Genomic DNA, 22,900 nt, shown 5'->3' with positions numbered 1-22,900 from the left:
GGGAAGGGAGCACCAGCACATGACCACCTTCAACCAGGAGCTCACCGGCCGCTACGTCGCGGCCGGCGGCGACCGCCCCGACCTCGACGCCCGACGCGTCGCCAGAGCCGTCTTCGTCCGCGACACCGTCCGCACCCTCTACGACGCCGACAAGCGATTCGGCATCGACCCCGCCGACAACGGCTCGCTGGCCGAGCTCGTCGACGCCGCCGAAGAACACCTCGAGCACATCGCCACCGACGTCAGCCAGCGATAAGTCATGGCGCCGCCCAACACAGGAGGAGACACCGCATGAGGAAGCACCACTCCGCACTCGGGGGAGTGGCCCTCGCCCTCGCCCTCACCCTCACGGGCTGCTCGGACGACGGCACCGACCCCGAGGCCGAGGACAGCCCGACCGCTACGCCGAGCTCGAGCCCGACGAGCACTGCGCCGACGCCGCAGACCCCCGAGGAGAAGGCGGCGGCCCAGCTGGCGATGTACCTCGAGGTACGCGACCTCGCTTACCGGAAGCGGGACATCAACTTCAAGGCGCTCAACCCGGTCGCGACCGGTGAGGAGTTTCTGCAGTTGCAGCACACCGTCGCGAGCATGATGAATGAAAACGTCACGGTGACCGGGGAGTACGCACACACTCTCGACGAGCCGCGGAATCGCGGGACCTCGATTCTGATCATCGACTGCGAGGACCGCACCAAGGTCACCTGGAAGAACGACGGGGCGATCCGGCAACCGGACTTCACGGACCCCAACGGAGACCCGCTCCGCAACCCCGCCCCGGTTGAGTACACGCTCGTCAAGGACAAGGGTGCTTGGAAGGTCTCCGACTCGGACCTGCTTTGGGACCAGCCATGCTGAGGAGACTCATTGCCCTCTTGGTGGCGTTGGCAGGGTCGCTCGTCATCGTGTTCGTCACCGCCTCCGCCGCGAGCGCTGACTGCACAGCGGACCCGGTGACCGGCGAAGTTGTCTGTGACGACGAGGATGGCGGCAACGATGGCGGTGACGGCGGTGACACCGGTGGCTCGTCGACTTGCTCGACCTCGGACGGTAGGGAGATCCCGTGCACTGGCCCCGGCGGGTCGGTATGGAGCAGCAGCCATCAGTGCTGGGTCGGCGACGTCTGGGATCCGGGTGGGGAGGGCCCACTGCCGCCCCCTGGACAGACCAATGAGGATGGTGCGTGGCACATCTGCTACTGGCCGCCCCCAGGCTCCTCATGGGATCCGGTCTGGATCCAGAACGGCACGGTCACGATCGACCCGGTGGTTCTCGCCACTCGCGCGATCGCGTCGATGGACCTGGATCCGATCAGGATCGGCATCGTTCCCGAGCCTGGCCCCAACCGGGTTGGACTCGTTGGTCTGCCGGTGTGGATGTGGGTCGACAGCCCGACCGATGACACGTTCGGACCGATCACCGCGTCCGCCAGCGAAGGGCCGGTCTCGGTCAGCGCCACCGCCAGCGTCTCCAGCATCGTGTGGAACATGGGCGACGGCACCAAGGTGACCTGCACCGGCAAGGGGACGCCGTACGCCGATCACTACGGCAAGCAGGACTCCCCGACCTGCGGGCACCGCTACGCGAAGATGTCGACCGACCAGCCCGAGGGTGCGTACCAGGTCACCGCGGCCAGTCACTGGGTGGTCGAGTGGACCGGTGGCGGGCAGTCCGGAACCATCGAGTTCGACCTGGCCACAGAGCCCCTCCCGATCCGCATCGGGGAGGCCCAGGTGCTGACCCAGTGACCCTGTACTAGCCGACCGACCACCGACACAGGTCCCCGTCCTCACAGCAGCAAGAGGACCTGTGTCGTTCGCTGCCCGAGCGCGCCCCGAGGCACCGGGCCCGCCGAGCGGAGCTGCTCGTGCTGCCGCTGCTGGACGTGAAAGAGCCCCAGGCGTCTCGGGTCACCTGGGGCTCGTGAGAAGTAGAGCATGGGGTGGCTCGCCTGCGCTGATGAATAGAAGATCGCGCGGACCTAGACGCTCGCCGTCGGGGTGCCAGGTGGCCCGTCACGTGACCTGGGTGCCGCCCTCCTGGCGGTCTGGGGTCCGCCGATCTGCGAGCTCGCCCTCGACACAGCGTGGCCTGACGGCCGCGTGGTCCGGCAGGGAGTCAGGCGAGGATGCAGTCGGCGAGTGGGGCGCGGAAGCGCTGCGAGAGCACGGATCTGAGTTGGAGGAACAGTGACACGTCGCCGGGGAGCACGTGAGCGACAGCTGCGCTCAGTACTGCTGCCGCCTCGGGGATGTTCAGGCAGGCGATGAGGTCGGCTTCGTGCTGCTCGACGAAGACCTCGTCCTTGATTGCCTTCATCGCGGCGGCAGCGCCACGGATGACAGGGTCGAGAGCGGCGGGGTGGGGGCTGGTGTCGAGCTCGTCGTCGAAGGCGGTCCAGTCCACGCCCGGCGGACAGGGGTGGGGAGTGCTGGCCAGCTGGTTCAGGACCAAGCCGAGTCCCAGTGTGCGCTCGTTGACCTGCAGATCGTGCTCGATGGCGGACACCATCTCGGCCGCGCTGGCGACCGTCAGACGGTTTGCGGTGGCTGTGAGGCCCTCACGCATCATTCGCGCTACTGCGTCTCGTTGTTCGGCACCACTGTCGGCGTAGCGCAGAAGGATGCGTAGCGACCGGTCCAGGTTGAACGCAGAGGGCGCATCCAGTACGTGGAGCCCGTGAGCCAAGATGCGGCGGCTCCAGTTCGGCCATGCGCGCGCCATACCGTCGTCGAGGACGTCGAGAGCTACCTCGGGGCCGATCGGTAGATGCGACCCGAATCGTTCGGGAGCTTCCTGGTCGACCGTCTCGATGAGCTCGACCACGGCCTGGTGTTCGTGGGCGCGAGGTTCCGCGAACATCTTTCCTGTCGCGAACAACCAGGTGTTGCGCCAATGTGGGCTGGGGGCCAGGAGACGTAGCCGGTTGATCAGGGTCTCAAGGGGCGCGTCGCTGATTCGCCGGGCCGCCATGAGTTCTTGGAGTGAACGCACGTCGAAACCGAAGCCGTCGTTCCGGGGCGCGATCAGGACCAGTCGCTGTGTCGCAGACCTAATGATCGAGTCCAGGACGTCGGAGTGGTGCCCGTCGGGCTTGAACTCGGCGTCGTTGAGGATGTGCCAGACGATTTCGCGCAGCTCCGGCTCTGTTAGGACGGCCGTGGAGTGGTCGGCCGTCTCGCTGCGCTGTTGAAGCACGAAGCCGGCGCGCTCGTGAAGCTGGTGGATGAACGGCTCGTACTTGGTCAGGAGCGTGCGGACCATCGTCGGTTTGTTGCGCTCTCGTCGTACGACGGTGTCGTAATAGCTCCAGAACAGGCTATACCGGTCTGGTGCGATGGTCCCGGCGCCGTCGACGATGATCGAGAGGATGAGGACCTGCAGCGGCGTCCGCAGCAGTTTGACGAGGTTCTCATCCTGCGCAGCGTTCCGAAGGGCCGTGACGACCTTGCCGATCCGCTCCTCGTCGCCGCTAAGGCGTACTTGGGCGGCCTTAGTTCCAAAGGCGACGGCCTCAGCGGGTGTCAGGTCGTCGAGTCCGACGGTTTCGAACGACGTCGGGTCGATGTTTTCGGTGTAGCCAACCGGGCGGGTCGTGATGACGGCAAGTAGGTCGCATCGGTCCCCCTCTGCGTTGTTGACGAACTCCACGACGCGCTCGATCACCGTGCGCCGCGTCTCTGGCTCGGTGACCTCGTCCAGGCCATCGAATACGACTAGCCAGGGCCAAGCGCGCAGCCAGGAGGTCAGCGTGGCGGGAGTGACGGTGCCATGGTTCGACTTCTTGCTGATGTGTTCGGCCACGTATCGCATCAGCGATTCGTCGAGCTTGTGGCCTCGTTCCTCCGCGTAGTCGGCGAGGTCGATGCGCAGCGGCCAGCGCCGGTGCCGCGGGAGTTGGTGCCCCAGCCTCCGCAGCACGTCCTCGGTCCCGGTGATCACGGTGTCGTGGTTGGCCGCTAGTGCCGTGGAGCCTTTGAGCGCTGCAACCCGGTATGCCTGCACGATCAGCTTGGAGATCGTGGTCTTCCCGTTGCCCGGCTGGCCGGTGAGGACGATGTGGCGCGGCCCGTCCACAGCTGTGATGTCTCGGGCTAGGAGGTTGTCTCCCCGCTCGAAGACATGCCGCAGCACGGTGCTCCTGTGGCCTCCGCCCGGGAAGGTCACGGGGAGATCGATGGCGACCTCGTGCACCGGGATGCCGCGGTTTTCGCGGTCACCGGCGTCGTCGAAGTACACCAGCCCGTCGGAGAGGAGTTCGGTGCGTGCCTGGTCGAGCAGAACCGGTTCGCTGTCCTTAACGGCGATGTTGCCCGTGAGCTCAGAGATGAAGGTGAAGACGTCGCTGGCAGTCAAGAAGGCGTCGAACCGGCGGCGCACGCCGTCCTGCGTGCTCAACAGAGCATCGAGCTGGTTGCCGTCCCAGAATCGGATCGTCTTGATGTGCGCGATCCGCTTGCGCCGCTGGACCCTATCGAGAATTGCATCCTGATCGTCGATGTCGCGGCTGGGGTCGTTGAGCCTGTCGCGGTAGGCCCTGATGTTCTTGCGGATGGCGTCGTGGCCGCCCGCGTTCTGAACGGGCGTGAGTGCGACGTTGGTGATGAAGACGAGCTGATCGGGCAGGGGATCGCGCGGGTCCTTCTTATCCCACTCAGCCCAGGCGTCGAGTTCCTTCTTGACCTCTCCCCACAACCACGAGGCATTGGTGGTCTCCGAGTCGGAGATCTTTTCGTGGTGCTTGACCTGGAAGACGGTGTAACCGCTGAAGGTGTCTGCTGAGGACTCGAGTGCTGAGGCGAACTTCAGGTTGCCCTCGAAGTACAGATCGCGGCCGCCGTCCTTGCCAGCGCCCATGACCTGGACACCTGGGCCGAACTCGGCGATCGCCAGCGCAGCGGCCATCGACTGAAAGGCACCGGGGCTCAACAACTGCAGCTGGTGCTTCACGGACGACTCCACTGTTCGACGGACGGCTCAAGGTAGCAACGCGCAGCGACACGGCGTGGTCGAACCGCGCGGTCACCCGTCCGCCTGTCACCAGGGCGCTGCCGCGGAGCGAATCCCTACCGGTTCGGTGTTGTGGAGGTAGGTGCGTCGCGGTTGGAAATGTTCGGCGCATCTCGACAAACAGGTGTCGAGATGCAGCGAAGATTGACCGACGTTCCGGTCCGATCGTTGATGAAGTGAGTGCCATCCAGGGTGGCCGTCAAAGTAGGTGCGCCGATCTGCGGCCTTATCAGCATCAGCGCACAGATCGTCCCGTCGGCCCCCGAGGAGGTTGTCGAGGAGGTCCCAGCGCGGCAGGACACGGAGCGCCCGCCGTCCCCGTCGTCGGCCTCTAGCGGCGACTCGTCCACCTGATCAACGCGACGACGTAGCGCGCTACCAGGCCGACCACCGCCCTGACCGCCATCGACCCGTTGGTGGGGGCGTCGGCGACGGTCTGCGCCAAGGGGATCCGCTGGTCCCCGTGGGCCACGAGCTTCTCGTAGACGCAGGCGGGGCTGGTGGTGGTCTGAACGTGCTCGAGTCGGTGGGTGGTCAGGCTGAAGCGGAGCGGTCCGGGCTCGCCGAACTTCGACGGTGCCACCACGAGCGAGACGAACAGTGCCAGCTGCGAGGCCATGACCGAGGCCGACAGCATCGCCACGTTCTGCTTCCCGGGCACGGGCTGGCCGGACCTCTCGATGTAGGTCGGGTCATCGAACAACCCGAGTCGGTCTCGGGCGACTTGCGCGGGATCGAGCTGGCCGTTGCACTGCAGGCAGGGACGGCCGGGTCGGACGATGTGGGTGCGGACTGTGGCGTTACGCATCTGCCCGGTCTCGAAGGTGTCGATCCCGATCCCGCCGTCGATGACCGGGATCAGGTCGGTGTACGCGATCTGGTTGAGGACGGCCCTGGGCCATGGCCGGTCGACGCAGGAGAAGATCACGTCGTAGTCCAGAACCGTGCTCTGGCCCCGGGTGCTGGTGACGTCGAGCTGGTGGCGGCCGAACTCGAAGGAGGCGGCGGTCGCCGCGCTGCGGCACGCTCGCTCGGCGACGTCGACCTTGGGGACCCGGAGCCGGGCGTCACGGCGGGTCGCGGCGACCAGGCGGTCGCGGTTCACCTCCTTGACGACGTCGAAGTCCATCACCGCGACCTTCTCGATCCCGGTCGCGGCCAGCCGGATAGCCACGTCTATACCCACGCTGCCGGCACCGACCACCAGGACACGCAGACGCGCCATGTCGGCCTGCGGGCGCTCGCCCCATGCCGAGACGGTGCGCAGCTGGCTGGGCATCGGGGCTGGGACCGGGACCAACCGGTCGTTCCAGCTGACCTCGAGCCGTGCGCCCAGGACCCGGACACTCTCGGCGTCGACGTGGTCCACGGCGCTTCCGGCGGCACTCCAGCGGCGGGCCGACCACGTGTGGTCCTTGCCGGCGAGGGTTACTCCGACCAACGGCTGGCCGGTGACCTGCTCGACCAGTTGGGCATAGGACGCCTCGGCGTCGGCGTCGAGGTCGCTGAGCTCCTGCCAACCGCGGCCGCCTGGGTGGGAGTGGAGGATCACCACGCCCAGACCGAGGTTGCGGGCTTGGCGTGCGACTCGCAGGACGTACCGGCCGGTGACGCTGGCGTTGCCGTGGACCTTCCGCTCTCCCTCGAGGGGAAGGCACGCGTCGCGGAGCAGCGCCGTGTCGCGCTCGGCACCCGTGGAAGGTGCGTACATGGCCAGGCAGAGGTCCTCTTCGCCGTCGGAGCGGAGCAGGTGCCGCGTCAGGGTCTCGTCGAATGCCTTGGTCATCGCGACCGAGAAACGCCGCGGGGTCATGCGGTAGCTCCGGCGATCACGCTGCGCACGTGGGAGAGCCAGGCCATGCCGTGGTTGATCTCCTGCGCCCAGCCCTTGATGTCGCGGGAGTGACCGACCCAGCCGGGGTGAGGCGAGGCCCCGGTGTTCGACGCCGGGATGGTGACGTCGGCTGGGAGGTGCACCCAGTGGGGCGGGGTCGCTGGCCACAGCTGCGCCTCGGACTCGGCCACGCCGCTCTCGACCGGCTGGCCGGCGCGGGCACCGTGGGTGGGAGTGAGGGTGTAGGTGAGTAAACCGTGACGGAGCACGGGTGCTGCGCCGAGCGCTTCCAGGCACCTCACCATGGCGTCGATTCCATGCTCCATCCCGGCCTCCTCAGGCCACCGGGGCGCTGGCGCGCACCGTGACGAAGTCGTCGCCGTCCTGGACGATGACCTGCTGGTCGTCCTTGAACGCCTCACCATCGCCGTGCAGCTTGGCCAGGTCGTACATCGCCGGGTCCAGGCCCGCGAGGGTGAGGATGGCGCCGGCGGTCTGGTGCTTCTCGCTCACCGTGAACTCGACGTTATCGACGGTGAAGGTGATGGTTTGGGGCGGCTTCTTGTCGTTGGTCATGACTGTTCTCCTCGCTGACTTGCTCGTGGTTGATTGCTCGTACGCATGGGTGATGTCGTAGGGCACGGTGGTGCGGGGGTGAGGCTGGTCTACTTCTCGTTGCGGACGCCCTTGTGCTGCTGCGGGCTGCCGTTGAGGATCCGGCCAGTCTTCGAGTCCCGCTTGAACCAGGTGCCCTTGACCTTGAACTCGCTGCGTCCCTTGACCGCGCCGACGCGGTGGCCCTTGCCGGTGTTCTTCGCCATCTGTGGTGTCGTCTCCTGCCCGAGAGCCGTCGGGGCGGTCCCGGCGTCCTCTCAGCAGGTAGTCGAGGCGGAGGCGAAGCCTGTTAGCGGCACTCCTCGCACAGGCCGTTGACGAGCAGGTTCGGGCGGAACATCAAGAAACAGCCGCCAGCACACATGATCAGCTCGTCCTGCTGGCGCTCGCAGCGACACTTTCCACACTCCGGGCAGTGCGCCTCGTCGCAGGTCGGGCACGGGTATCCACGGACCTTCTGAGTCTGCCCGCAGCAGTGGATCTCGCGTTCTGGCCGCTGATCGAACTCACGCGCCATGTTGGGGTGGAACCTTTCGGCGCCCCACAGGTCAGTGTCGGCGAGCACGGCGATCCACCGTCCGCGGACCTCGACGGCGTCGAGGTAGATGTCGGCCCGCTCGCCCCACGGCATCGCCCAGAAGCTGCGCCTCCGGATGGATCCGCCCGCGCGAACGTGGTGGAGCGGGTGGCCAGCCGGGACGTCCTGTCCGGGCCACGGGTAGACCTTGGGCCAGCCCCGTTCCGGGTCTGGGCGGATGCTCGCGTAGGCCACGACTGCCGGATCCGGGGGGCCGGGGTGTTCGACGATCACCACGGCGCCGAGCCCTGGCAGTCGCGCGGCGAGGGCGATCGCACACGCGGGGATGCTGGCGTTGCTGTGCTCATAGAGGTCGAGGACGTGCCGGGCCTGCACGGGCCCGGCCTGGACGACCTGGTCGATGGACGACTGGGTCAACAGCAGCCGTTGGGCGATGCCGTCGCAGACCGTCTCGAGCTCCTGGTTCGGGTCAGGCTGCTCGAAGAGCCAGTCGTAGACCGGCGGGGTCTGGGTCACCAGCCAGTGGCCCAGTTCGTGGGCCAGGGTGAAGTTCTCCCGGCGGCTGTAGGGAGTGGGCGCAAAGAGAATCACCCGGTCCTGGAGGAAGGAGACGCCGTCGCAGGCCCCGCCATCACCGCGTCGCTGCGCGAGGTGCGGGGCCTGCTGGACCTTCAGGTCAAGTCCGTCGCGGAGCACCGTGATCGGGTCGGCGGCGAATCCGACCCGAACTTGCGGCGTGAGAACCGCGAGGGCGGCCTCGACGCACTCCTCGATCGTTCTCATTGGCCCTGGTTCGCCTCCAGGGCGCGGACGAGCTCCTCCACCGACGCCAGCATCTGCTCCTTGTCGGGCTCGTCTCCACGGTGAACCGTGGCCAGCATCCGTGACCGCAGGGCCGATACCGCCATGGTTGGGGACATCCGTTGGATCTGCGCGAACCGCTGGGCGAGGTCACGAAAGCGTGGTGTTGCTGCGACATCCTCGGCCACCGCGCGGAGCGTGTTTGGCTTCGGCTCAGCCTTTGCAACCAGACGATCAGGGTCGATGCGCACCTCTTCGGCGATCGCCTTGATCAGCGCCGGGGGAACGTCCGGCGCGGCACGTGTTTGCCACCGGAACACGTCGGCGGTGTCCACCTGCCACCCGCGTGCACTCAGTCGGGCCGCCAACGCCGTGGGCTTGACGCTGCTTGCCTTGCAGGCGCGCACGAGAGCGGCGGCGTCGAGCTGGAAGCCGGGGTCCGGCACCACGCCCAGCATCGCGGCGACGGGATCCTCCTCCAGGGGAGGGGCGGTGTGTGCTGCCTCCCACACCAGGTCGCCGGCATCGAGCAGCGCCCGGATCTGCTCGCGCTGGTCGCCGTCGAGTCGCATGAGCATCTGCTCGCGCCGCGGGCCAGGTGGTTCTTCCAGCAGTTGCTCCAGCAGTCGGTCGGTCTCTTCGTTCATAGGTCCACCTCCTTCGCCCCCAAGATCTTGATCAATTCCTTCCTCGCCTTCGCCGAGATCTGCCTGACCCGGGAGCTGGACACCCCGAGCTCGTCGGCGACCTCCTGGGAGGACCGCTCCAGCCCCGCGCACTGCCACAGAACGTGGGCCGCCTGGTGGTCCCATGCCTCCAGTTCGACCAGCGCATCCTGCACGGTCTGCACCCTGTGGTGACGTCCGATCAGCTCAACGACACCGGAAGCGGGGTCGTCTTCGACCTGGTCGCCGCCGTGCCGCTCGTCCTCGAGGGGGGTGGCCTCGTCGATCACGAGCTGTTCGTGACGGTGCGCGGCCGACTTCCACAGGTCCCGGATCTTGTTCTGGACCGCTCGGACCAAGAACGCCTCCCAGTTGCGCACCTCCTGGCGTGGTGGGTTCTTGACCATCGACATCATCACCTCACCGATCACGTCCTCGGCCCGGTTGTGCCGATCGGTGCGCAGCATGCCGAAGGCGACGCGGTACATGGTTTCGCGGTGCTCCAGGTACACCGCAGCGAGGTCCGGGCCGACACTGGGCGCCTCGGCCTTTGATGCCTGTTGTTGTGGTTCCATTCTCAACCCCTCGAGGGCCCTCGGATCTCGAATGCTAGTTCTGGCAGGTAGTCGAGGCCGGCACTTCGCCTGGTAACGCCAGGCACGTCGTACGCGTGACCCCCCCGGGCGTTGGGCGGCGTTGGGCAACCCGGGGGCTGTCGTTCGACGCAATGCCCCGAACTTGCTGGTCCGCGTGTCGCGAATGTCGGCCGCGTTAAGTCCAGCGGCCCAGTGCTCTTTGAACAAGATTCGAGTTGTTCAACGTTCGCTGCATCTCGACAACAGGCCTCGCGCCACCCTGGTCAAGAAGTTTCTGCAACTTTCGGGGGGACGCCCTCTGACCTGCGGAAACGCGCGTCCCCCCTCTGTGTCCCCCTCCAAATCAGGGGTTTGGGGGACGGATGCGGGGACGCCCGCTCGCGACCTTTCTGCCGTGCACAGCCACGGACGAAAGGAGCGAGTGCGATGAGTGTGGGTGACCAGCTCGGCCTCGACGACAACAGCGAACTGCTCGACCAGGCCCGCCAGAAGTGGCCGGCCTGGGTGGCCGCGGATCCACGGCTTGGAGTCGTCGAGGAGTTCGAGGACCTCCGGGCCTGGCTGCCCTCGGTGGGCAGCGCAGCCTCTGACGAGGTCCTCTTGGCGCTGGCCATGCTGGCGGCTCCCGATGGCGGCGACGACATCGCCGCTGCGGCCGCGCTCGCCAAGTGCCTACTGCCCGGCGCGTGTCGGCTGGCCGGCTGGCTGAGCACCCTCCCTCCCCGCGAGGTCTTTCGCGACAGCCAGCCCGTCGCGGCAGGCTCCTGGTCGGCCGTCGAGCGGATCGACGAGCTCGTGGCCTCCCAGCTGTGGATCGAGGTCCGGACCTTCAAGTGGCGCCGGCTGCGCAAGGTTGCCGCGAACATCCTGATCAACACCCGCGTCGGCGTCCTCCGCGAGGTCGGTGACTTCTTCTACGTCTCCCGGGCCGACCGCACGTGGGCGAACACCACCCTCGTGGAGTCCTTCTCGTCCGGCGACTTGGCCGACGGCGACGCAGGAGCGTGGAGCGCCGCCGCGATGCCGACCGAACGGGTTGCCGGCGCCCTGTTCCACCGTCCCGAGATCCTCGCCGACGCCGGTCCCGAGCAGGAGGAGCCGTCGGCTACCGAGGAGCTCCTCGAGCTGTTGGCGTGGGCCTGCGAGAACCAGGTGATCAGCCCGGCCGACCGGTACCTGCTGCTGTGCCTGGTCGACGAGGCCGACCGAGTCGAGACCCGCAACCTCGCTCGCGGCTACGGCGGCCTGCTCAGCAACGAGGTGTCCAGCCGGGTCGCGCCGCGGGTCGGGGTGTCCGAGGCAACCGTCCGTCGCCACGGCTCGCGCAGCATGCGCGCCCTCGCCGCGGCCGTCCCGAGGAAGTTCGGCCATGACGAATGACCGCAATCGTGATCGCTCCCACCGCCCCACGACACATAGGCGACTGGAGGTGGTGAAGCCCATGACAAACACCCAGGACGACGGCGAGTGCCGGACGCCGGAGAAGATCGCCGAGCTGTTCGCGATCGCCGGTCGCGAGATCGAGGCGATCGAGCAGCTCACCGGCTGCGTCGCCCAACTGCACGAAGTCCAGGCCGCCAAGGCAGAGCTGGCAAGCCTGACACCGGCTGAGGTCCGTGCCGCGCTCAAGTTCCGCCGCGGCGGTATCGGGGAGGCCAAGTGAGCACCCAGACCTCGAGCCGCCCGGTCGGCGTCGACGAGCTCAAGCGAGCCTGGGACGCCGTGAACGCCGGCGAGTTCCGCGCCGGCGCCGGCGCCGGCACCGGCAAGGGACCCCGCGGCCGCGGCACCGCCGCCGCGGGAGGCTGGTCGCCAGCCGTGGGGGAGCACACCATCGCCGTGTTCGGATGCGCCGGGTCGGTGGGAGCCAGCACCATCGCCCTGGCAGCCGGCCTGGCCGCCGCCGCCCCGGTCAGGGTGATCGAGTGCTGCTCGGTCACCGCCTCTGGTCTCGCCGCGGCAAGTACCGCCGAGCTCGGCCTTCACCCGACCGACTGGCGTCAGGGCAAGCGCGACCACGTCCTGCTCGAGCGGGCCAGCGAGGTCCTCGCCGGCGTCGACGAGATCCCGCTGCCGATCGACGCAGAGAACGAGACCCAGCTGACGATCCTCGACGTCGGCTGGGAAGCCGGTCAGCTGCTGGCCACCGACTGCTGGCTCGCCGAGGCCGTCCGCACCGCCGACCAGATCGTCCTGGTCACCACCGCCACCGTCTCCGGGATGCGCCGCGCCTCGGTCGCGCTCGAGCTGCTGGCTAACCACTGGCAGCCCGAGCAGATCGCCCTCGCCGTGCGTGGGCCGCGCCGCACGAAGTGGCCCCGGGGCCTCGAGCACGCCGGCGGCCCCGCCGTACGTCGCGTCCTGGTCGCGGACCGGTGCGTGGAGATCCCCGAGGACCGCGAGCTAGCGGTCAACGGCCTGGACTCCCGGCCCGTCCCGGCCCCCCTCATCTCGGCAGCCCGTCAGCTGCTCGAGCCCGCCCACCTGCTCACCGACACCAGCGAAAGCGCCTGACCCGCACCGGGTCAGCAAACCCAGAAAGGAAGTCCACCCATGGACGTCATGACCGCTCTCCTCCCGATGGCCGCCCAGGTCTGCCCGAAGGCGCCGCCGGGTGCCGTCGGACCCACCAACGAGATCACCAGCTACGTGCTTTGGGGCGTCATCGTCCTGTTTGGCCTCGGCATCGTGATCGCCATCGGCGCGATCATCGCCGGCCGCGTGTTCTCCCTGCCGCACGCCTCCAAGGTCGGGGTGATCTCGGTGGTGGTCGTGTTCGCCTGCGCGATCGCCTACCTGGTCCTGCCCGGCATGCTCAACGGGATCCTCGGCAAGGGCTGCATCTGATGCGGCGCGCAGCCACGAAGAAGGCCGAAGGCGCCACGGAGTGGGGCCGGCGCCGCCTGCTCGGAATCCTGGTCGCCGCCGTCGTCGTGGCTGTGCTCCTGCTCGGTGGCCTCGCCTACGCGGTCTACCTGGCCGTCGCCGGGATCGGCGAGGAAGCCAGCGCCAACACCGACGTCGCCACCGGCGAGACCGATCGGTCGACGGTGGCCCAAGGTGCCGTGCACCGCGACGAGGTAGCGGCCGAGCCGATGCTGGCGGTTCCCGAGAGCGCCGCCTTCCCGGCCGAGACCACCAGCGCCAAGGCGCCCGTCATCAAGGTCCCGGCTGGCAACGGTGTGAACGGACCGGCGTTCGTGATGACCGGGTTCCCGCACACCCCCGAGGGCGCGATCGGCCAGCTCGCGCAGGTCGACCTCGCGGTGCTGCAGTCGATGAGCCTGACCACGGCGGCGGAGGTCTACAACGCCTGGGCCCTGCCCGGCGGGGTCCGCGCCGAGGAGTGGTGGATCACCGCCAGCGTCCGGGCCTTCTTGACCAGCACGGGAATGGGCGAGGTCAAGGACCCCAGCTCCTGGGTCTCCCTCGAGCCGGCCGCCGCGCTCGTGAAGGGCACCGACGGGCCCGACTGGACCACCGTCTGCGTCCTGATGAAGGTCACTGCCTCCTACAAGCAGGAAGGCCAAATCGCCTTCGCCCACTGCGAGCGCATGCAGTGGGTCGGCGGCCGCTGGATGGTCGCCCCCGGCGCCCCGCCCGCACCCGCCCCCGCGACCTGGCCCGGCACGCAGCTGGCCCACGAGGCCGGCTGGCGCACCTGGTCGACCGACGACACCACTGACCCTGACCACATCGAAGGGGACCACTGATGAAGAACCTGACGACCGGCAACGACGACTCGCGGGCAACCCTGGTGCGCATCGGCATCCTGGTGGCGATCGCCTGCGTGGTGGCCACCGTCGTCTGGCTCGGTGCTCGCACCCGGGCCGACGACGACTCCGGCGGCCCCGACGCCACCGGCGGGGGCAACTCGAGCCAGACGGTCGAGAACGCATCGGTCGAGCAGGTCGCACCGGACACCGCGCCGGTCGACGGCGTCGTGATCCCGATCGGCGACGACCAGGTCGACGGCTACCCGACCGGATTTCCGGCCACCGACCTGGGCGCCGTGGCGCTGCAGGTCGAGCTGGCCAAGGCACAGCTCGGGTTCGACTACGACCAGGCCGTCACCGTCGCCCGCCTCTACGCCAACCCCGAGGACAAGGCCGTCTTCGAGGAGCGCTCCCGCGCCGCGGTCGCGCTGCGCCGCCAGCAGGCCGGCGTCGCGAAGGAGGGCGACGTGCCCGCCCCCGCGTCGTACGCCGTCACCCCGGTCGCCTACACCCTCGAGGAGCTCGACACCGGCTACTACGCGGTGAACCTGCTCAGCTACGTCACCCTCACCACAGCCGGCGGCCAGGTTAAGGACAGCCTCTACGCCGGCACCCAGCTGATGCGGTGGCTCGACGGTGACTGGCGACTGGTCCAGGGCAGCGAAGCGGACATCGAGCACCTGGTCTCGGAGGGCCAGCCGCAGGCGGTGGCGCCCGGCACCCCCGAGTTCGAGAAGGCCGGCTGGATCCGGATCAACGGAGCTCCCCAGTGAGCACCGTCATCACCGCCGTGCGCGGGGCGAGCCGACTCGGCATCGCCGCCCTGGCGCTCCTGGTGCTCACCACGGTCCTCGGTGCTGCCTCAACCCTCCAGCCTCCCGCCGCAGCGGCCGGCGAGCCGGCCGCCAGCACGACGCACCTCGCTCCAGTCGCCCCGGTGGCGACCAGCGGCACTTGGCCGGCCCGCAAGCTCAAGATGGGCTGCCCGGGGCCCGACGCCCTGTGCGATCTCGGCGGCGACGCCGTCGACTGCGCCAAGGACCCGATCGATTGCGGCAAGGACGCCGCCGGCGATGTGAAGGACGGTGCCGGCGACCTTCTCGACGGCGCGGGAGATCTTCTCCCCGACGGCTGCGGGATCCTCGACGCGATCTGCGGCAACATCGGCGGACTGCCCGGGCTTCCGGGCGTCCCTGGGCTGCCCGGGATTCCCGGTCTGCCGAACGTCGGTGACCTCTTCGGCGGCGGCATCCCCGGGCTGGCCGACATCCCCAACCCGTTCGAGGCCATCGGCGACGTCATCGCCAAGGCCGCGGCCGACGCCTGGACCGCGGCCATGCTCGCGATCTGGAACTCCGGCCTGTTCGTGCTGCGCATCGTGCTCACGTTCAGTGAGCTGTTCTTGACTCCGGACCTGAGCGCCGACGGCCCGGGCAAGGACGTCTACGCCTTCACCCTGTGGCTGGCGCTGGCCCTGGTGGTCATCTTGGCGATGATCCAGCTCGGCGCCGCGGCCTTCAAGCGCGAGGGCAAGAGCCTCGCCCGGGCCTTCATCGGGTCCGGCCAGTTCGTCTTGGTGTGCGCCTGCTGGTTCGGGTACTGCGTCATGATCATCGCGGCCTGCGGGGCGCTGACCAAGGCGCTGATGAAGTCGCTGCTCAAGGTGCAGACCTGGCCCGACTGGGACCCGCTCGGCGGACTCGGCATCGACGACATCACCGACGCCGGCGTGGCCACCGCTCTTGCCTTCCTCGGAATCCTCCTGTGGCTGGCCGCCATCGGGCACGTCCTGGTCTACCTGGCACGTGCGGCGTCCCTGCTGGTGCTCACCGCCACCGGGCCGCTCGCGGCCGCCGGCCTGGTCTCGGAGTTCACCCGCTCCTGGTTTTGGAAGTCGCTGCGCTGGTTCCACGCCGCGGCGTTCACCCCGGTGCTGATGGTGATGGTGCTGGGCATCGGCGTGCAGTTCGCCAACGGAGTCGCCGCTCACCTGGCCGAGGACACCGCCAAGGCGTTCGGCACCGCGCTGCCGGCCGTGATGACGATCCTGATCAGCGTCGTTGCCCCGCTGTCCCTGTTCAAGCTCCTGGCCTTCGTCGACCCCGGCACCCCCAGTGGCGCGTCGTTCCGCCAGGGCATGGCCATCCAGGGCGGCCTCCAGGGCCTGCTCAGCGGCGGCGGCGCAGGTGGCGGCTCGTCGGCTGCGTCGAGCACCGACGCCAACGGCCGCTCCTCGGGCGAGCAGAGCGCCGAAGCCTCGACCGGCGACCGGTTTAGCAAGTCGACCCAGGGCGCCCTAGGCAGCTTCGGCCCGGTCGGCCAGGCCCTGTCGACCGGCATGGGCTGGATCAACTCCGCCGGCGCGAAGGCGACCTCGCTGATGTCGGACGAGTCCAACCAGGCCGGTGTCGGCCAGAGCATCTACGGCCCCGACTTCAGCGGCCTGGGTGGACGGCAGTCCGGTGGCCAGCCCGGCGGCCAGGGCGGGACCCACCCCGGGTCGCAGAACGGCGACCAGAGCGACGAGGACTCGTCGATGCCGACCCCGCCCACGCCTCCTGCGCCGCCCACCCCGCCGACGCTGCCGACCGGCGGCGAACTCGGCGGCGGACCCGGCGGCCAGGGCGGCGGAGGAGCTGACGCCGCTCCCAAGACCCCGGCCGCCGGCGGCGGGGGAGCAGCAGGAGGTGCCGGCGGCGCCGGCGCGGCAGCTGGCGGCATCACACCGGTGGCGGTGTAACCGATGCGCCGACCGCCCCACCTCGAGCGCCGATCGACACCCACCGACCTCACTGGCCAGAAGGGAAGCCGACGATGACCACCTACGCCGACTACCAGCGCGACCGCATCGGCTGGTTCTTCGGCCTCTCCGGAGGCCAGCTGATGTTCCTGGCGCTGGCCAGCCTGCCGGCGTTCTGGGCAATCAGCCGCGGAGCGTGGTTCTCCGCGTTTCTGTTCGCCCTGGTCTGGGTGTTCCTGCTGGCCATCACCGTGATCCCGGTGCGCGGCCGCTCGGCCACCGGCTGGGTGTTCGCCTCGACGATGTACGCCGTCGGCGGCCTGTTCGGCTGGACCTCGTTCCGTGCCAAGGCCACCCAAGGCCGCGGCGACGACGTCGACACCCCGGACCTGCCCGGGGTCCTCCAGGGCGTCCAGATCCACGACGGCCCGCCGCACGGCTCGCAGCTGCAGCGCGTAGCGATCATCGAGGACCACGCCATGAAGACCTGGGCGGTCACGGCCTCGATCGTGCACCCCGGCATCGGCATGAAGGACACCGAAGAGCGCGCCCGCTACGGCGAGGCCCTGGCCGGGCTGCTCGACGTCGCCGGTCGCACAGAGAAGGTCGACGAGATCCTCTTCATGGTGCGCACCGTCCCCGAGGACGGCGCCGAGCGCGACCTGTGGGTCCACCGCCACCGCCGCCCCAACGCCCCGGAGCTGTCGGAGGTCGTCAACAGCGACCTGGCCCACGGCCTCACCCAGGCATCGGTGCGCACCGAGCAGTTCGTGACGATCCTGGTCCCGGAGACGCGGATCGCGAGGTCGGCCAGAGAGTCCGGGGGCGGCTTCGAGGGCCGCTGCCGCGAGCTCTACCTGCTCATGGCCGAGATCGAGGCCCAGCTGCGCGGCCCGATGGGGATGACGACGGTGCGCTGGCTCACCAGCCCCGAGCTCGCGCTGGCCTGCCGGACCGGATTCGCCCCCGGCGACCGCGCCGGCATCGTCGAGGCCCTCTCGCTGCGGGAGAAGGACCCAAGCGTCAACGCCGACGTCCCGTGGGCGATGGCCGGCCCCTCGGGTGCCGACGCCGCAGTGCGGCACTACAGCCACGACGCCTGGAACTCGGTCAGCTCCACCATCAAGCTGCCGACCCGCGGCGTCGCGATGGGTGCCCTGGCACCGATCCTCACCCCCAGCGAGTTCGGTGAGCGGCGATCGTTCGTCGTCGCGTACCCGATCGTTTCCCAGACCAAGGCCGACCGGCAGTCCGGCAACGCCGAGTGGGCCGCCGACCTGGCCGAGGGGATGAACGAGAAGCTCGGCCGCAAGACCCGCGCCAAGCAGCGCGACGAAGCCCACAAGGCCCGCGGCCTGGACGCCAAGCTGGCCCGCGGCAACTCGCTGACCCGGCCCTACGGCGTGTGCACGGTCACCGTCCCAAAGTCGATGCGGATCACCGAGTTCGGGCGCCGCCTGGACGCCTCGGTCCGACGCGCCGGGTTCGCACCGCTGCGCCTCGACCTCGCCCAGGACGTCGGGTTCGCCGCGTCCACCATCCCCCTCGGCACGAGCCTGACCCGGAGCGGAGACGCCTGATGACCACCACCCGCCGGAACCGCCGTGGCGGCCGCGACATGGCTGCCCTTCTCTCCGACTTCGGGCACGACCTGCCCACGATCCCCACGCTCGCCCCGGAGGCCAAGGAGCCCCGGCTCTTCCGCTACGCGCCGCGCCGCGGTGCCACCCGCCGCGGCCGAGGCTGGGCCGCCGCCACCGCCCCGGCGATGGCCTGGCGGATGACCAGCGACCAGGCCCCGGTGTTCTGGCCCTTCGTCTCCGCTCCCGCCCTGCCCCCGACGGGCGCCCAGATGGGCGTCGACCAGCTCTCCGGCGGCAGCTTCTACTGCGACCCGTTCGGTTGGGTGCTGCGCGACGACGTACCTGCGACCAACCCCAACATCTTCCAGTTCGCCAAGCCGGGAAGTGGCAAGTCCGGCACCACCAAGGCGTTCTGCACCCGGATGATGCCGTTCGGCTACCGCACCCTGGTCACTGGCGACGTCAAGGACGAGTACGAGTCGCTGTGCCGCGCGCTCGGTGTCGAACCCTTCGTCATCGCCCCCGGCTTCTGGGCCCGGGTCAACCCGCTGTCCATGGGGCCGCTCGGCGACGGGTGGGAGAAGCTCTCGGGCGAGGAGGCGCAGCGCCGCGCCACGATCATCTTCAAGCGGTGGCTCGTCCTGGTCCGAGGCCTGGTCGGCAGCATGAAGATCGACGACGAGCGCCGGGTGCCGTTCGGCCCCGACGAGAGCGACGTCGTGCGCAACGCGCTGGCGATCCTCACCGGCTACGCCGCCGGCAACAGCGTCCTGCAGGAGACGACCATCCCGCGGCTGTGGGACCTGCTGCGCAACCCCACCGAGGAGCTCGTCCGGGCCTGCGAGTACGCGAACACCCGCCAGTTCCTCGACGAGACCCGGCTGCTGCGCAACGCGCTCGGCGAGCTGGTCACCGGCACCCTCGCCGGCCTCTTCGACGACTTCACCAACATCGAGGTCGACTGGCGGGCCCCGATCCAATCGTTCAGCCTCTCCCGGCTCGACGGCCTGGGCGATGAGGCCGTGGGCATCGCGCTGCTGTGCATGAACTCCTGGGGGCGTGGTCTGCGGGAGATCGCCGAGCCAGGCGACCTGCGCATCGTGGTGCGCGACGAGGTCTGGAAGCAGATGCGCCTCGGAACCGCCGCAGTGGCGAGCTTCGACGCCGACCTGCGCCTCTCACGCGGCATGGCCGGCAAGGGCGGCGACATCCAGTTCTGCAACCTCCACAAGCCCTCCGACCTGCTCTCGGTCGGCGACGCCGACTCCCAGGCCGCGATGATCGCCAAGGACCTCCTCGAGCTGGCCGACATCAAGATCCTCGGTGCCCAGAAGCCCCGTGTCGCCCGCGAGCTCGACTCCATGCTCGGGCTCGGCCCGATCGCCCAGGACCTCGTCTCCGGGTGGGCCATGCAGGACAAGGGCCGCGCCCTGTGGTGCATCGGCGACGCCACCTACAAGGTCCAAACGGTGCTCCACCCGCTGGAGAAGAAGCTCTACTACACCAACGAGGCCATCGAATCCGCCGCCTGAGCGCGCGCGACCTCGGGACTGACCTGTCATGAAGAAGCTGCTGCTCGCGGGACTGCCCGTCCTGATCATCTTCATGGGGCTGCCGTTCCTCGTGACGCTGATGGTGGTGATGACGACCACCGCGGCCGCCGAGTGCCGCACCCAGAGCAGCCAAGGCACCGTGCCTACCGAGCTCGGTGACCTCGGAGCCATCGACGGCCCGGTGGGCGGCCCGGTCAACGGCAAGATCACCATGGCGCAGGCCAACATCCCGCGCCGCTCCGGCCTCGACGGGTTCCGGGCCTCCATGCCCAAGGTCCTGTCCCAGAACCCCGAGTTCGTCACACTCAACGAGGCCAGCGGCTGGAGCCTGGAGCAGATCGAAGCCGCCACGCCGGGCTACTCGGCCTTCCGGGTGGCAGCCCCGGCCGGCACCGGCACCGAGCAGGCCATGGGCAACGTCGTGCTCTGGAAGAGCTCGACCTGGACGAAGGTCAACGGCGGCCGGGTCCAGCTCGTCGACGACGACAAGACATTCTACGACGGGCGTCCGGTCACGTGGGGCCGCTTCGCGACATGGGTGATGCTGCGCCGCGCCGACGGCTCCGTGGTCTCGGTGGTCTCCACCCACCACATGACCAACCCGCACCGTTGGCCGAAGCAGCACGGCAACCCGCCGCTGACCCGGCCCCAGCAGTACGGCGCCGGAATGGACATCCTGCTGCAGCTGCGCAACTCGCTGGCCGCCCACGGTCCGGTGCTGATCGGCGGCGACATGAACACCCAGGCCTCCTACACCGACATCCCCTGGACGGCGGCCGCGAAGATGAAGGCCGCCGGCTACGGATGGCACAACCACGGCGTCGACTTCATCTTCTTCCCGCACCACCAGGGCGCCCGTCTCGAGCAGGGCTGGGACGGCACGATGGTGTCGGATCACCACTGGCTCTCGGCTCGCATCGCGATGAACGGAGCCGGCCCGGAGAGCGCGCCTGAGACCACCACCACGACCGACGGGATCGTGCCCGCGGCGACCACCGCCCGGACGTCCGCCGAGCCGCCGGCCGGCGACGTGCTCGCCCAGCTGATGCGGCTGCGGTTCGCGTCCAACTACCCGACCATGACCGCCGAGCAGGCCCGCAACGCGATCACCATCGCCCAGGTCGCCCGCGACCTCGAGATTCCCCGCTACGGGCTGCAGATCGCGATCGCCGCCGCGATCCAGGAGTCCAAGCTGGTCAACCTCACCGGAGGTGACCGCGACTCCGGCGGCCTGTTCCAGCAGCGCCCCTCGGCCGGCTGGGGAAGCCGGGCCGAGATCACCAACCCCGTCCTCGCGGCCCGCGCGTTCTTCGGCCAGGCCCAGCACACCGGCAACCCCGGCCTCCTCGACATCCCCGGCTGGCAGAACATGCCGCTCACCCAGGCCGTGCAGGCCGTCCAGGACTCGGGCTACCCCGACGCCTACGCCCAGTGGGAGGACGTCGCCGGCGACATCACCGATCTGCTCGGCGGCGACCTGCCGGACCTGCCCGACGACGGCTCCACCACGAACGTCGCCAACTGCCAGGGCGAGACCGTCAACCCCATCACCGTCGGCACCCTCAACCTGCTCGGCGCCGGCCACACCGACAAGCCGGGGGAGCGGCCCGGGTACGACACCTGGGACAAGCGACTGCCCGGCGCCATGCGCACGATCGAGAACGCTGGCGTCACGATCGCCGGCCTCCAGGAGGTGCATGGCCCGCAGGCTCAGGCGCTGGAGAACCAGTACGCGGCCAAGTGGGGGATCTACCCGGCCAGCGGGAAGGCACAGAACCGGGTGATCTGGGACCGCAACGAGTGGGAGCAGACCGACGGGCGCCTCGTCGACATCCCGTACTTCGGCGGCAAGGACGTCGGCATGCCCCTGGTGCAGCTGACCTCGACGACCACCGGGCAGGTGATCTGGGTCTGGAGCATCCACAACCCGGCCAACACTCAAGGAAACGCCGCCGGGCACCGCCAGGAGGCGCTGCGCCGCCAGCTGGCCACGATGACCGAGCTCGCCGGCACCGGCACCCCTGCGGTGATCCTGGGCGACTTCAACGACGGCAAGGACGGCAACAACTCCTCGCACTGCGCACTGACCCCTGAGCTGAGCAACGCCTTCGGCGGCTCTGCCGACCCCTGCAAGAAGCCCAAGCAGGACGCGCCGATCGACCACGTCTACGGCGCGAACCTCACCTGGGCCAGCGCCGCGGTCGACACCAGCACCCAGGCCAGCAAGATCGCTGACCACCCGCTGGTGACCGCCACCACCGCCAGCAGCAGCGCTGGGTGCGCAGTCGACTCCGACACCGCGAAGGCCAAGTACAACCTCGGCCCGGTCAAGCCGCAGCTGACCCAGCTGGTCAACATCCTCGGCCCCATGTTCGACATCAAGACCGTCGGCGGCTACCGCGAGAGCGCCACCGACCCCAACGGCCACCCGGCCGGGCTCGCGGCCGACTTCATGGTGCCACTCAGCGCGGCGGCCCGCGCGCAGGGCGACCGTCTCGCCGCCTACGCCAAGGCCAATGCCCAGAAGCTCGGCATCGACTACATCATCTGGTACCAGCGGATCTGGTCGGTCGCCCGCGCAGGCGAGGGCTGGCGGCCGATGGAGGATCGGGGGAGCGCTACCGAGAACCACCTCGACCATGTTCACATCAACGTCAAGCCCGGCGCCTCCGTCCAGCCGGTCGGCCTCGAGGGCGCCTCCTGCGACGAGGTCGTCTATCCGGTGCGCGCGCAGTACGTCGGAACCGACAACCACAACTGGCACGAGACCGGCGCGTACTGGTCCAAGTGGCACACCGGCACCGACTTCTCCGCACCCTGCGGAACCACCGTCTACGCCGCCCACGCCGGCACCATCGAGATCGACACCACCCAGCGTTCCTGGGCTGGGCCGCAGCTGGTCAAGGTCACCACCGGCGCCGGGTCCCTGACCACGTGGTACGCCCACATGGCGACCGTCAGCGTCAGCCGCGGCCAGACCGTCGCAGCCGGCGAGCCGATCGGCCAGATCGGCAAGGAGGGCAACGTCTCCGGCTGCCACCTCCACTTCGAGGTCCACCTCAAGAACGGCTTCATCTACGGCCCCGACAACGTCGATCCCTCGGCTTGGCTCGCAGAGAACGCATCACGCCCGAGCCGCGCCGTGTGATCGCACCGGAGCACTGACGGCACATAGGTGACCAGCGAGGCCCAACGACCCACGACCGCCTGGAGGTGGCGAGACCGATGCAGCGTGAGCGACGACGAGAC

Annotated in this window: 21 protein-coding genes; 13 read left to right on the top strand and 8 right to left on the bottom strand. The window is 69.1% G+C overall.

Annotation, left to right across the window (positions count from 1 at the left end):
- Window positions 1-19 precede the first annotated feature (19 nt).
- From ACAX67_RS15865 to ACAX67_RS15855, 3 genes are read left to right on the top strand one after another with little or no spacing between them, the layout of a single operon-like run.
- A complete protein-coding gene (locus tag ACAX67_RS15865; protein WP_370704838.1) occupies window positions 20-256 on the top strand; it encodes a hypothetical protein in 237 nt (78 codons plus the stop codon).
- A 35-nt stretch (window positions 257-291) separates the two neighbouring features.
- Entirely contained in the window at window positions 292-858 is a 567-nt protein-coding gene (locus ACAX67_RS15860; protein ID WP_370704837.1) for a hypothetical protein, read from the top strand.
- A complete protein-coding gene (locus ACAX67_RS15855; protein ID WP_370704836.1) occupies window positions 852-1,748 on the top strand; it encodes a hypothetical protein in 897 nt (298 codons plus the stop codon). The genes ACAX67_RS15860 and ACAX67_RS15855 overlap by 7 nt, the downstream gene beginning before the upstream one ends.
- 370 nt (window positions 1,749-2,118) lie before the next feature.
- Here ACAX67_RS15855 and ACAX67_RS15850 read toward each other — a convergent pair whose 3' ends face one another.
- The 8 genes from ACAX67_RS15850 to ACAX67_RS15815 form a co-directional block, all read right to left on the bottom strand.
- A complete protein-coding gene (locus tag ACAX67_RS15850; protein WP_370704835.1) occupies window positions 2,119-4,950 on the bottom strand; it encodes an NACHT domain-containing protein in 2,832 nt (943 codons plus the stop codon).
- Window positions 4,951-5,341: 391 nt separating this feature from the next.
- The gene (locus ACAX67_RS15845; RefSeq protein ID WP_370704834.1) at window positions 5,342-6,823 is read right to left on the bottom strand and encodes a HesA/MoeB/ThiF family protein; all 1,482 of its coding nucleotides are present in this window, start codon (window positions 6,821-6,823) and stop codon (window positions 5,342-5,344) included.
- Entirely contained in the window at window positions 6,820-7,170 is a 351-nt protein-coding gene (locus ACAX67_RS15840) for a hypothetical protein (RefSeq protein WP_188782358.1), read from the bottom strand. Before ACAX67_RS15840 ends, ACAX67_RS15845 begins: the two co-directional genes overlap by 4 nt.
- A gap of 10 nt (window positions 7,171-7,180) precedes the next feature.
- A complete protein-coding gene (locus ACAX67_RS15835; RefSeq protein ID WP_300955242.1) occupies window positions 7,181-7,420 on the bottom strand; it encodes a hypothetical protein in 240 nt (79 codons plus the stop codon).
- An 89-nt stretch (window positions 7,421-7,509) separates the two neighbouring features.
- Entirely contained in the window at window positions 7,510-7,665 is a 156-nt protein-coding gene (locus ACAX67_RS15830; protein ID WP_300955243.1) for a hypothetical protein, read from the bottom strand.
- Window positions 7,666-7,748: 83 nt separating this feature from the next.
- Entirely contained in the window at window positions 7,749-8,693 is a 945-nt protein-coding gene (locus tag ACAX67_RS15825; RefSeq protein WP_370704833.1) for an ImmA/IrrE family metallo-endopeptidase, read from the bottom strand.
- An 83-nt stretch (window positions 8,694-8,776) separates the two neighbouring features.
- The gene (locus ACAX67_RS15820) at window positions 8,777-9,445 is read right to left on the bottom strand and encodes a hypothetical protein (RefSeq protein WP_370704832.1); all 669 of its coding nucleotides are present in this window, start codon (window positions 9,443-9,445) and stop codon (window positions 8,777-8,779) included.
- Window positions 9,442-10,038 carry a sigma-70 family RNA polymerase sigma factor gene (locus tag ACAX67_RS15815; RefSeq protein ID WP_370704831.1) on the bottom strand — a complete coding sequence of 199 codons (597 nt, stop codon included), beginning with the start codon at window positions 10,036-10,038 and terminating at the stop codon, window positions 9,442-9,444. Before ACAX67_RS15815 ends, ACAX67_RS15820 begins: the two co-directional genes overlap by 4 nt.
- Window positions 10,039-10,485: 447 nt before the next feature.
- On the opposite strand from ACAX67_RS15815, the gene ACAX67_RS15810 reads away from it, so the two are divergent.
- From ACAX67_RS15810 to ACAX67_RS15765, 10 genes are all read left to right on the top strand, one after another.
- Entirely contained in the window at window positions 10,486-11,439 is a 954-nt protein-coding gene (locus tag ACAX67_RS15810; RefSeq protein ID WP_370704830.1) for a hypothetical protein, read from the top strand.
- Window positions 11,440-11,488: 49 nt separating this feature from the next.
- On the top strand, window positions 11,489-11,722 hold the full coding sequence (locus ACAX67_RS15805; RefSeq protein ID WP_370704829.1) for a hypothetical protein: 234 nt from the start codon (window positions 11,489-11,491) through the stop codon (window positions 11,720-11,722).
- A complete protein-coding gene (locus ACAX67_RS15800; RefSeq protein WP_370704828.1) occupies window positions 11,719-12,573 on the top strand; it encodes a hypothetical protein in 855 nt (284 codons plus the stop codon). The genes ACAX67_RS15805 and ACAX67_RS15800 overlap by 4 nt, the downstream gene beginning before the upstream one ends.
- 39 nt (window positions 12,574-12,612) lie before the next feature.
- The gene (locus ACAX67_RS15795; protein WP_011755687.1) at window positions 12,613-12,906 is read left to right on the top strand and encodes a hypothetical protein; all 294 of its coding nucleotides are present in this window, start codon (window positions 12,613-12,615) and stop codon (window positions 12,904-12,906) included.
- Window positions 12,906-13,772 (top strand): hypothetical protein, encoded by an 867-nt coding sequence (locus ACAX67_RS15790; RefSeq protein WP_370704827.1) that lies wholly within the window; start codon window positions 12,906-12,908, stop codon window positions 13,770-13,772. The genes ACAX67_RS15795 and ACAX67_RS15790 overlap by 1 nt, the downstream gene beginning before the upstream one ends.
- Entirely contained in the window at window positions 13,772-14,548 is a 777-nt protein-coding gene (locus ACAX67_RS15785) for a hypothetical protein (RefSeq protein WP_370704826.1), read from the top strand. Before ACAX67_RS15790 ends, ACAX67_RS15785 begins: the two co-directional genes overlap by 1 nt.
- Window positions 14,545-16,515 carry a type IV secretion system protein gene (locus tag ACAX67_RS15780; RefSeq protein ID WP_370704825.1) on the top strand — a complete coding sequence of 657 codons (1,971 nt, stop codon included), beginning with the start codon at window positions 14,545-14,547 and terminating at the stop codon, window positions 16,513-16,515. Before ACAX67_RS15785 ends, ACAX67_RS15780 begins: the two co-directional genes overlap by 4 nt.
- A gap of 74 nt (window positions 16,516-16,589) precedes the next feature.
- Complete coding sequence (locus ACAX67_RS15775; RefSeq protein ID WP_370704824.1) at window positions 16,590-18,095, top strand: SCO6880 family protein; 1,506 nt, start codon at window positions 16,590-16,592, stop codon at window positions 18,093-18,095.
- Entirely contained in the window at window positions 18,095-19,630 is a 1,536-nt protein-coding gene (locus ACAX67_RS15770) for a putative type IV secretion/conjugal transfer ATPase (protein ID WP_370704823.1), read from the top strand. The genes ACAX67_RS15775 and ACAX67_RS15770 overlap by 1 nt, the downstream gene beginning before the upstream one ends.
- 28 nt (window positions 19,631-19,658) lie before the next feature.
- Window positions 19,659-22,799 carry a VldE C-terminal domain-containing protein gene (locus ACAX67_RS15765; RefSeq protein ID WP_370704822.1) on the top strand — a complete coding sequence of 1,047 codons (3,141 nt, stop codon included), beginning with the start codon at window positions 19,659-19,661 and terminating at the stop codon, window positions 22,797-22,799.
- Window positions 22,800-22,900 lie beyond the last annotated feature (101 nt).

The organism is Nocardioides candidus, from assembly GCF_041321175.1.
In the GTDB taxonomy this organism is placed as follows: domain Bacteria; phylum Actinomycetota; class Actinomycetes; order Propionibacteriales; family Nocardioidaceae; genus Nocardioides.
Note: the sequence above shows the minus strand (reverse complement) of the source record. Positions and strands in the feature narration are given on the sequence as shown.